Below are 11328 nucleotides of genomic sequence, written 5' to 3' on the forward strand. Positions count from 1 at the left end.
AACACAACCTTCAGTGTGGTCGTTCCGGCGGCGGCTGTCGCCTTGTTGACCGACGGCACAGCGTCGGCAACCGTGACGGGCACAGATGACGCAGGCAATCCGTTTGGTGCTTCCGATACTCGCGACTACACCGTTGATACTACGGCGAGCGCTACGATCGAAGTCGACAATATTACCGCAGACGATGTTGTGTCAGCCCAGGAAGCTGCCGACTCTATTGTGGTAACAGGCTCAGTGGGCGGTGATGCTGCTCCCGGAGATACGGTTTCGTTTACGATCAACCAGAAAGACTACAGTGGCTTTGTGTTGGCTGACGGCACCTTTGCCATTACCGTTGAAGGCAGTGATCTTGCTGCCCAGACCAGCTTTGTTGCGACCGTCTCGGGCAGTGACGACGCAGGAAATGTATTTACGGCAACGACAACCTCGACCCATCAGGTTCCTCCCCAATTGGATCTTGATGGCGACACTGCAGGCACAGACTACGCAACGAGCTTTTCCGAAGGGGCGTACGCGGTATCCGTCGCTGATAGCGACATTGTAATAACCGATGTCGACAGCGCGAATCTTGAGCAGGCCACTATCAAGTTGACTAACGCTGAAGCAGGCGACGTGCTTATTGTTGGTGCGTTGCCGGCGGGAATTTCCGCCTCTACGTACGACCCGGATACGGGTGTGGTTACGTTAACCGGCACAGCCAGCCTCGCAGACTATCAATTGGCTATTAGAGCAATTCAGTACGAAAACAATGGTTCGGTGTCTGATGCAACGCGCGAAATAGAAGTTGTTGTATCTGATGGGCAAAACGTCAGCAATCCGGCATTGACGACGATTTCGCTCTCAAGCATTCCAACAGTGACTATTGACGATGTTATTGTGCGTGAACCGGCAACGGGAACTGCGACCATAACATTCACCGTGACACTCGATAAGTCGCTGGCGACTGATTTCACATTCGACTTTGTCACCACAGACGTTAGTGCAACTGGCGGACAGGATTATCAGGCTATTGCTTTGACGCAAGGTGTTGTAGCGGCAGGTTCAAACACGGCAACCATCAGTGTCACCATCAATGCCGACAGTAATATCTATGAAGGTGATGAAACCTTTAGCGTAGACCTGAGCAATTTCAGCCAAACCGTAAACTTTGCCACTTCGGCACATACTACGGTCTACGGCATACAAGGGGTGGGAACCATTGCGGCAAATGGTGGCGCACCTAACGCAGCAGATGATGGCTACCTCACGGCTGAAAATACACCGCTGCTGATGACCGACTTGCTGCTTAACGACACGATTGTTGACGGCGCCTCAATAACGGCTTTTACCCAGGGCAGTAATGGCACGGTTACCGACAATGGTGACGGCACCTATACCTATACACCTCAGCCCGGTTTCGCAGGAACGGACAGCTTTACTTACACACTCACCGATAGTGATGGTGAGATGGACACGGCAACCGTAACCATTGCCGTTGGCCAAACTTCTCAGGCGGCGCCGGTCGTAGATAATGCGCCGGACACTCGCTATGTCGAAAACGATGTTCCGACAAAAGTGCTGGGCGGTATTCAAATCAGCGATGCTGATAGCAGCGGTTTGTCTCATGTCGTGGTTAAGATGGATGGGTTTATTTCGACGCAGGACAGTCTAGTATTCGCGACTGCCGGCACGGGTGTGTCGATTACAACGTCAGTAAGTGGCAAGGTCTGGTCTGCAACCTTAACCGGTGGCGCAGATATTAACGAATACCTTGGTGTCCTGCAGTCGCTGACTTACTTCAATGCGTCTGACAATCCCAGCTCGGCGCCACGCCTGTTAACGGTCGAAGCCTATGACGAATCGATGAATAACGTGTTTGGCAGCGACAGTGGCGGTATTACAGTTATCCCGGTAAATGATGCGCCCGACGCCTTTGACAATACGGTGTATGTGGAGCCAGGGAGTCAGGATAATGCTATCAACATATCAGCGCCGACAGACCCTGATGCCGACGATGATTTGCTGACCATCACGATAACGGATTTGCCAACATCCGTGGGAAGTATCACCCTGGCAGACGGCAGCGCGGTGGCCGTAGGCGATACGCTGACACTGGAGGAGCTGGGTTCTCTGCAGTTTGACGCAGGCTCGACTACCGGCACTGCCCAGTTTAGCTACGAGGTAAGCGATGGTTCGTTGACGTCATCCGCAAGCACCACCTTGGTGGTGGGTGAAACCAATAGCAACACCGCTGAGGTTTTCGAAAGCGCATTGCCCGGTGGCACCGGCATGGGTTCCACAACAGCCAATGGCAACCTCCTAGCGGACGATCCCATCGCGAGTGCAGGCACTACAATTGACAGCATCAACGGTGTGCTTCCGACCTCTGGCGTCATCACCTTGACCACGTCTTTGGGTACACTCACCGTCTATGCGAGTGATAACCCACCCAATCACAGTGCCGGTGACTATACCTATGTATTGAATGGCCCAGACAGCAGTGGTAGCGACGTAGAAGAAATATTCTCTTACACCTTTACCGAGAATGGGGTGCAGCACACTGAGTCACTAAAAATCACAGTTGTCGATGATGCACCCTTCGCCAACCCGATCAACGCAGAAGTATCCGAGTCGGCTGAACAGATATTCAACGTAGTTGTTACGATGGATACCTCGGGCAGTATGAACTGGTCCTTGACCAACAATTCTGCACCACCTGCCGGTGAACCTAGTCGTCTTGATGTGTCGAAAGACGCGTTGAAGGCACTTGCGGCCGAGTTTTTTAATCAGTCGTCGCAGGTTTCGATAACGCTGATCAAGTTTGCCAGTAGCCCAACGCTTGTCGGTACCTATAGCACCTTCAGTGGAATTGCAGGGGCTGTTGATGGGCTCACGGCGGTCGGGTCAACAGACTATGTGGATGCGCTGGATCAACTGCAAAGCGAATTGGCGAGCGACCTCGCTGCACAGAACCCTGCCGACAATGTGCAGAACATTTCCTATTTCATATCAGACGGTGTTTCCAGTTCCTCACCTATTGGGGGAGGTTTTGATACCTTTGTGAATAGCAATGGCATTAGTTCTTATGCGGTTGGTGTTGGGCCTGGAATGGAGGACGGCAGTGCCGACCTAAACTTCATTCACAATGTGGATGCATTGCAGAAAGGGGGGGCAACCTCCGACGACGCCATATTTGTGGCAGACATCAACGAGCTCGAGACTGAACTGCTCAACACCGTTCCGGTCGGTTTTGGTGGTTCGGTCGTGATCACCGATGGCATTAAGAACCTTGGGTTTGGTGCCGATGAAGGTTACGTTAGCGAAATATCAATGAATATTGGCGGTACCGACTATACCTTCAGTTACGACGGTTCCGCTATCAGCGTTACGCCTGCGTTGGCGGGCCTTGAGATTGACGGTGCCACACTGATTATTGGCCCAGCGGTGCCGGGATTCGATCTCGGAACGTTTTCATTTGATTTCGCAGACGCCGAATACACCCTGAGCTCACCCAGCCATAATGTGGGCAACAGCCTGGTATTTGACTATACCGTGCAAGATGGCGACGGTGATCTTGCCTCAGCAACCGCGACCATTAACATCGTGGACGGTGTGCCACTGGCGAATCACGACCTCCACTCCGAGCTGACACCCAATGTCGCTGAAGGTAACGTGATCAATGCGCTTGGTACCGACGGAGGCCCAACCTACGGTGCCAATATATCGCCGTTTTCCACCCAGGGCGGCGGCATCGACAAGCTCATTGATGATGCGGATATAACGCAAGTAACGTTCCGCGATCAGATCCTCAATCTCGATTTTGACGCCGCTTCGATTCCCGCCTCTGGAGCGGCGGGCTCTTTAAGTTGGCAATACAGTGTTACGCAGGATGTCTTCGGCAATGAGATTGCACAGGTCGTCATCAATGATAGCGCTGACAACGCGCAACTGACCTTCAATAGTCAGGGTTACTACCGCTTCAGCCCCGATACCGAAATGCTCGCGCAATTTTCCGTAGACACAACGTCGCAGGCAAATGTCGACGCAGCAAACTTTGATATCGGTATTCGCGCCGGCGGACACAACCTGGTTTACAACCACAATGGTGTTGGCGTCGAAGGTGGTGAAGGGCAATTACTCAGTGATGGTGAAGCCATCCTCGTATCCTTCGACAGCGCGGCGTTGCCTCAAGGCGTTCGGGATCTGGTGCTGACTTTTGACGATTTTCAATCGAAATACGGCGACAAAGTTCGGGTGGCGGTAACGCATGACAGCGATGGTGATGGTGTTTATACGGTCGATACCCTTAGATTTTCTGCGAAAACCAACGGCCGCGAGTCACTGGATCTGTCGCAGTACTCGGCAGTAACGTCGGTGGACATTGAGTATATTGGTTCTGGCAAGGATGCGGGGCTATTCAACGTCAGCTACCGTCCGCAACCGGCAGCATCGCTGAGCCAGATTCCTCCGGAACTGATCTCATACGTTCTGACCGACAGTGACGGACAGAGCGACAGTGCCTATCTCAGTCTCTACAATATCGACAATACTCTCACCGGCACCGACAGCATCGATAGTATTGCCGGCGGTGACCTGAATGACGCCATCAGTGGTGGCTTGGGTGCCGATATCCTCGACGGCGGCAAAGGCAACGATATCCTTAGTGGCGGTGAAGGAAACGACAGTCTGCTGGGTCGCTCTGGGAATGATTATCTGTCGGGCGGAGAGGGCAATGACAGTCTGCTAGGCGGCGCTGGCGCTGACTTCCTTATTGGTGGTGACGGCGATGACAGCCTAGAGGGTGGTGACGGCAATGATGTGCTCGTCGGCGACGATGGGAATGATGTCCTGTACGGTGGCTACGGTACTGATCAGCTGGAGGGTGGCGCCGGCAATGATATGCTGCTTGGCGGTGCCGGCAACGATTCGCTGCTCGGTGATGCGGGCAGTGACAGCCTGATTGGTGGCGCCGGTAACGACCACATGACTGGGGGCAGCGGCCCCGACACCTTTATCTGGTACAGCAATGATAAGGGTAGCGACACGAACCCCGCCCAAGACACCGTGCTCGACTTTACCGTTGGTGCCGGTGGCGACGTACTGCACCTCGCGGACCTTTTGCAAGGCGAAGAAAACGGCCCGTTGACCGATTACCTGAGTTTCCAGGCAGACGGCGCTGGCAGTACAGTGATTGCCATTCACACCGAGGGGAGCGCTGCCAGTCCGGTGGAACAATACATCACCCTGCAAGGTATTGATCTGACCGTTGGTGGCACCGTGGCCGACCAGACCATCATTGACTCACTGCTGAACAATGGCAATTTAGTGATCGACTAGTGAAACCGGGGTCGTAACGAGTATTTTTTAACCAGCTCGAAATTTCTATTCGTAAGCGGTATGGTGATCGCCGAAAGTTCTCGTCGAACACATAGCGGATAGAATAACAATGAGCAGCTCGGGTCCTAACGTTGAAGTCGCAATCATTGGCAGTGGGTTCGGCGGCATTTGCGCCGCCATTAACCTGAAGAAGCAGGGCATTTCAAACTTTGCCATTCTCGAGCGGCGGTCATTCATGGGCGGTACCTGGTGTCAAAACCGATACCCGGGCGCCGCCGTAGATGTGCAGTCGGTACTCTATTCTCTAGCGAGTGAGCCTTACGACTGGTCGCAGCTGTTCGCTGAAGGCGATGAGCTGCGCGGTTATACGCAATACATTATCGACAAGCATGGTCTCGCCAAAAAAACCCAAACCAACTGGAATGTGTCTAAGATCGTATGGCACGAAAGCAGCCATGAATGGGAAATCTGCAGCAGTGATAACCAAGTAGTCTTCGCGAAGTTTGTTATCAACGCCTCCGGCCCCCTGAGTACACCGGTGACACCTTCCTTTCCGGGGAGCGAAGAATTTTCCGGGGAGAGTTTTCACACCAACAATTGGAACAATGACTACGATCACCGGGGCAAGCGGGTAGCTGTTATTGGCAGTGGCGCCAGTGCTGCACAGGTTATTCCCGCGATAGCCGAAGACGTTGCGGAACTGCATGTTTTTCAGCGTACACCGCATTGGGTCATTCCCAGGCCGGACTACCGCTTCAAGCCGTGGCAGCGGCGCTTGTTGCAGCGCCCCTTCTTCTATCAGTTGCTGCGAAAAATCGTTTATTGGGCTTTGGAAGGGCGCGTGCTGGGGTTTAAGTATTCCAAAGCCTTTTTAAACCTGGTGGCGCGGCGGCGTGCGATGAAACTCATTAATAAACAGTTAACCGACCCGGAGTTGCGCCGCAAACTAACACCTCAGTACACCATCGGCTGCAAGCGTATCATCCTGTCTGACACACTGTATCCCGCACTTTCCAGGCCGAATGTGACCTTGCATGACAATGCAGACAGCATTGCGCGACTGACCAAAACCGGCGTGGTTACGCAAACAGGGCAGGAAGTAGCGTTGGATCTGATTGTGTATTCCACGGGCTACGACGCAACGGACGGACTGATTTCCTATCCCGTCATTGGCAAGAACGGCGCCAAACTCAGTGATTACTGGAGTACCTTTCCTCGGGCCTATCTCGGCACTACGGTTCCCGGCTTTCCCAACTTCTTTATCGTCACGGGGCCCAATACCGGTATTGGACATACATCGGCGCTGTTTATCATTGAGTCGCAGATGGAATACATCATGCGGTGTATCAACGAAGTACGACGCTCGGGAGCTCAGAGTATTGAGGTACGTGAAACTGCTGAGTCACGCTACACCGAGCTGATCCACTCTGAAATGGAGCGCACCGTGTGGAAAACTGGCGGTTGCCACAGTTGGTATCAGAGTGAGAGCGGGCATGTGATTGCCATGTTTCCTGGCTTCAGCTTTACGTATCGGCGCTGGGCCAGGCAGTTCTCGGAGGCCGACCACTATTTCGCGTTAACTACCGCCAATTCATAACGGGATGATTATGCAAGATTTTACCGGCAAAACGGTTGTCATTACCGGCGCAGGTTCCGGAATGGGCCGCGCCTATGCAAAGGCGTTCGCTGCCCTTGGGTGCAAGGTGGCCCTGTGTGATGTTGATCGCGAGGCGCTGGCGGAAACCCAGCGTCTGATTCGTGCCGATCACTGTTTGTTCATGCATGTCGATGTTGCTGATGCGAACGAGGTCCTTGAGTTTTCGCAACGCGTAGAGGCCGAGCTTGGGCCCGCGCATATCGTTATCAATAACGCTGGTATCGAAGGCAGCGCGCAGCCGAGCTGGAAAACGTCGCTGGACACCTATCGGCGGGTCATGGAAGTAAATTATTTTGGTGTAGTACATGGCACCCAGGCATTTTTAGCGCAGCTGCAATCGCACGATGAATCCTGGCTGGTAAATGTATCCAGTATTTTTGGCCTTATCGGCACGCCAAATCACACGGATTATTGCGGTAGTAAATTTGCGGTGCGCGGCTATACCGAAGCGCTGATGTGCGAACTCAAAGGCAGCCCAGTGAATGTACTGCTTGCGCATCCGGGTGGCATTGCCACCAACATCGCCCGTCACGATTTCAATCAGCGCTTTGCACAGCATTATCTGACCACATCACCCGAAGCTTTTGTGGAAGCGCTTATCGCCGCTATCCGAAAAAAGCGCCACCGGCTGGTCTTTGGGGCGGGCTCGCGTAAATCCGCGCTTGCAGCACGGCTATTGCCGCTGGGTATATTGAGTAGCGTTATCTGGCGCGAGATGAAAAATATTATCGATACCCGCCACTACCCGAACAAATAACAACAGGACGATCTCTTCATGGTTATGCGAATTATCATCGCCTTATTGGTTGCTGCCGCTGGTGCCTGGACAGCCATTACCTACCCCATGATTGGTGACGTGTTATATCGCACCACAATGGCAACCGAAGCGTTTGTTTATGGCTTCGACAAAAAGCGCAAGCGTCTTGGCGAACTCGATGTTGTTTATTTCGAAGCAGAAAACACGGATAAACCCGTTATTCTGATGTTGCATGGCTACAGCGCTGATAAAACCGTGTGGTTGCGTTTCGCCCGTCATTTTACGGATGAATTTCGAGTGGTCATCCCGGATATGGCTGGCCATGGTGAAACCGAATTCAACTCAGCATGGGATTTTAGCGTTGAAGCTCAGTCTAAAAGACTGGTCGACTTACTCGACGCCATGAATATCGACGCGGTGCATATTATTGGAAATTCCATGGGTGGGTTTATCAGTGCCGATTTTGCGCTGCGCTTTCCCGAGCGTACCCGTACGGTTGCCCTTGTTGACCCTGCAGGTGTTGCCTCACCGGTACCCAGCGAAATGGAGAAAATGCTGGCTGCGGGTCGTAACCCGTTTCTGGTTAACAACCGGGAGCAGTTTAGCGAGTTTTTCTCGATGACCATGGCGAAGCCACCGTGGTTGCCAGGTGTTGTTCTGGACGCCATGGCGCAAGACTATCAACAGCGCAAACCGCAATTGGATAAAATCTATGAAGATCTACAGCGTAGTGCATCGCTGGAAGATCGCCTGTCACAACTGAACAAACCGACATTGCTGCTCTGGGGACGTGAAGACAAGCTCATTCATGTAAGTAGCGTTGATGTATGGCGCGCGAACGTGCCTCAGATTGAAGTGACTATATGGGATGGTATAGGCCACATGCCTATGCTTGAAATAGCAGGTGAGAGCGCTGAACGCTACCGTCAATTTCTTATAGAACAAACACCGTGACCGCGCGCTGCAACGCGCGCGGTTAGGTAAGGTTCTGAGATAGACCGTGTCGGGTTAGTGGGTAACCTTACGCGGCAGTGTTTTGGCCTGCTCAATCCAGCTTTTGACCTGAGTCAGCGATGGAACCTTGCGCACCAGATGTTTCTGCTCATTGCACTCAGCCATCTTGTGGTGCAGGTTTTCCGCGTTACGTTGAGCGAGTTCCGGTACTGTATCCACGCCCGCATGTTCTAGCAGGTCGGCATACTGTGTGCTAACGCCTTTCACGCGGGTCAGGTCAGCACGGTTCACCCATTCCAGAATTCTTTTTTCACTAATGCCTGAACGGTCCGCTAAATCTCGTCGTCCGTTTTTTTCGCAGCAGTTGTCGAGCAGAGACTCAATCGACGAGATTCCGGCATTAGTCAGTTTGCTGGAATAAGTGTCGCCGATGCCTTCAATTTCCGATAGCTTGGTCATAACGCACCTTCGGTTTTGCGATGGTTTGTAGGGTTTTTTGTCTGATATCGCGGAGTTGTTTGTCGGGCTATCACAACACCGCAGAATCTACGTTATTAACAATAGGATTGAATTCCTGCGGCGGCAACAGTGGTAACTTCTTCGGTGCGGTGTGCGGTTTGATCAAAATCCTAGTGCATAAAAATAGCGTTATGTGACATAGATAGTTAGCCGCTTGATTATAAAAAACAAAAGATGTCCTCTCGCGACTTTGGTGGCCAATAATGCGAAGGGAAAAGAATATAGATGTTGGTTGTTGCGGCTAAATAATCTTAAGACGTGATCCTTCGGGGCTTTTCTGAACCTAGGTGCTAGCGCACAACAGCCGGAATAATGTTGCGTTTGCTGATCTTGCAGTGTTTGTTTCCCACGCAACCTAATCTTGATATTGGCTGACGAAAATAGCCGGTCAGCGGAGATTGTCAGTACGTGACTGTTACCGTAATGGTATCGGAGTAGGAGCCGGCCGCCGCATTCTGGCCTCCGGGAATACGGCCGTACACGGTGTGATTGATGGGTAACAGCAGGAGGCCGATGGCGCCGGATACGGTGGCGGTACCGCTGCTGCCATCGCCCCAGATGGTCAGATACGTCGGGTCGGTATAAAGGTTGTAGTTTAGTGTGTCGGGGCCGTTGCTGAGCTTCCGTGGCGAAAAACTGGCGGCACCACCGGTTGACAGGGCAATGTTGTAGCCGAGCGACAGCGCGCAACTGACGGTTACCGTACCGACGCTGTCTACGGGCAGTGCGGCCAGTGGGTCATAGCTGCCGTAGGCAACGCTGCTGGCACTTACGCTGCACTGGCTAGCTGCCGGGAGTGCCCAGAAGAGCAGGGCCAGGCCGGCCAGCAGGGGTCGTAATGATATTGTCGGCTTCCTTTTCATTGGCATACCACGCTTCCCAGATCCGGCATGGGTTCGGCCCCGTCGGGCACGATCAGCGTGAATCGGCAGTGATGACCATGCCACCAGCTTTGCATCTCATGTGCGCCGGGATCGATTTCGATGTATCCCTGACCGTTGGCGCCGACAATGGATTGTTCGCCCGACACTGTGTTCAGCAGCTGAGCGCCTGCAGGTACTGGCAGATTGTTCGCGTCCAATAACCGAAAGCCAACCCAGCGTGCGGGCTTGATAGCGAAGGTCAGCGTTACTCCTTGCCGGAATGGTGGAATGGTTGTCTGTTCCAGCGAGGCCACTTCAATGTTGAGCGGCAGCATGGCATCGCCAAGGCGAATACGGTTTTTCTGGTAATCGCGCAAGCCGGGTACCAGTGCTTTACCTTCGCGATTGGTTGTCGCCAAATGCTGATTGTCGCGGTAGATAGACACCCCTTCCATGGTTGGCACCTCCACCAGTGCGAAGCTCTGGTCCAGCCGTTGACTGAAATAGGGGCCACCGTTCATCAGGGCGATCCCGCCATCAAAAGAAGCCCGGTATTCGCGAAAGGAACCCAGCTGGGCGGCCTGAGCTGTCAGTAGGCCTGCGCTGTTACGCCAGCTGGTGCCGGCTTCCAGTCGCTCGATGTCGCCGGTTTCAGCAGAAACATGATAGCCGAAGCCGTTTCCGGCGGGCAGATTCTTTCGCGCCTCAATGCGACCGGTAGTGACGTCAGCTCGTCGGCGCGCGCTAACCATACCAGAGGTGCGCCGCCCCAGCGGCATTGATAGGGCGGCACTTGCGGTACGCTCAAGGTCATCGCTTAATGGTTCGAGAAAGCTGAACCGAAGGTTCGCCTGCCGAGCAAGACTGATGGAGTACTGCAGTGTAGCGAACTCGATATCACTGTTGTCGCGGCTAGCCCGTTGCACGTGGCTTACCGAGAGGTTGCCAGCCTCGCCCAAACCCAGTGCAGCGTAGGCCGTCGTCTCGCGTGCATCCGGCGGCTTTGTCGGGTTGCTACCCAATTGCGTAAAACGCTCGCTTCGCCAGATTGCCCTCGCCCCGAAACTGAAACCTTGCGCCTGTCTCCGGAAGCCGACAGCGGCAAGGTCGCCACCCTGTCCATCGCGATTGAGGCTTCCGGCCAAAGCAAAATCGAATTCGGCAATGGCGGGCCATACCAGATTCGTGGCCAGTCCAACCGTCTGATGGTCGGCCCTGGCTTCGCCGCGTAGCTCGCCGGTAAACCAGCGGGTGAATCCGTA

The 11328-nt window shown here is 53.6% G+C and carries 7 protein-coding genes; 4 read left to right on the forward strand and 3 right to left on the reverse strand.

Features of this window, described 5'->3' with window-relative positions:
- The 4 genes from ABYP39_RS13765 to ABYP39_RS13780 all read left to right on the forward strand — a co-directional run.
- Positions 1 to 5316: Ig-like domain-containing protein (locus tag ABYP39_RS13765; protein WP_372783070.1), on the forward strand; the 5316-nt coding region annotated here is incomplete at its 5' end.
- A 109-nt stretch (positions 5317 to 5425) separates the two neighbouring features.
- Positions 5426 to 6913, forward strand: coding sequence for a flavin-containing monooxygenase (locus tag ABYP39_RS13770; protein WP_372783072.1), 1488 nt, complete (start codon positions 5426 to 5428; stop codon positions 6911 to 6913).
- 10 nt (positions 6914 to 6923) lie between these two features.
- Positions 6924 to 7730, forward strand: coding sequence for an SDR family NAD(P)-dependent oxidoreductase (locus ABYP39_RS13775; protein ID WP_372758601.1), 807 nt, complete (start codon positions 6924 to 6926; stop codon positions 7728 to 7730).
- 18 nt (positions 7731 to 7748) lie between these two features.
- Positions 7749 to 8684 carry an alpha/beta fold hydrolase gene (locus ABYP39_RS13780; protein ID WP_372783074.1) on the forward strand — a complete coding sequence of 312 codons (936 nt, stop codon included), beginning with the start codon at positions 7749 to 7751 and terminating at the stop codon, positions 8682 to 8684.
- Positions 8685 to 8738: 54 nt separating this feature from the next.
- On the opposite strand, the gene ABYP39_RS13785 is transcribed toward ABYP39_RS13780, so the two are convergent.
- The 3 genes from ABYP39_RS13785 to ABYP39_RS13795 form a co-directional block, all read right to left on the reverse strand.
- Positions 8739 to 9143: a DUF4332 domain-containing protein gene (locus ABYP39_RS13785; RefSeq protein ID WP_372758599.1), complete on the reverse strand. Its 405-nt coding sequence runs from the start codon at positions 9141 to 9143 to the stop codon at positions 8739 to 8741.
- Between the two features lie 461 nt (positions 9144 to 9604).
- A complete protein-coding gene (locus tag ABYP39_RS13790) occupies positions 9605 to 10072 on the reverse strand; it encodes a spore coat U domain-containing protein (RefSeq protein ID WP_372783076.1) in 468 nt (155 codons plus the stop codon).
- Positions 10063 to 11328, reverse strand: a 1266-nt coding sequence (locus ABYP39_RS13795; RefSeq protein ID WP_372783078.1) for a fimbria/pilus outer membrane usher protein, incomplete at its 5' end; no start/stop codon positions are given. The genes ABYP39_RS13790 and ABYP39_RS13795, both read right to left, overlap by 10 nt.

Source organism: Litorivivens sp., from assembly GCF_041625495.1.
Lineage (GTDB): Bacteria > Pseudomonadota > Gammaproteobacteria > Pseudomonadales > Spongiibacteraceae > Litorivivens.

Excerpts from the sequence above, each read along its gene's own strand:
- ABYP39_RS13790 (WP_372783076.1), bottom strand. The coding sequence starts at position 10,072 with ATGCCAATGAAAAGGAAGCCGACAATATCATTACGACCCCTGCTGGCC.
- ABYP39_RS13775 (WP_372758601.1), top strand. The coding sequence starts at position 6,924 with ATGCAAGATTTTACCGGCAAAACGGTTGTCATTACCGGCGCAGGTTCC.
- ABYP39_RS13780 (WP_372783074.1), top strand. The coding sequence starts at position 7,749 with ATGGTTATGCGAATTATCATCGCCTTATTGGTTGCTGCCGCTGGTGCC.
- ABYP39_RS13785 (WP_372758599.1), bottom strand. The coding sequence starts at position 9,143 with ATGACCAAGCTATCGGAAATTGAAGGCATCGGCGACACTTATTCCAGC.
- ABYP39_RS13770 (WP_372783072.1), top strand. The coding sequence starts at position 5,426 with ATGAGCAGCTCGGGTCCTAACGTTGAAGTCGCAATCATTGGCAGTGGG.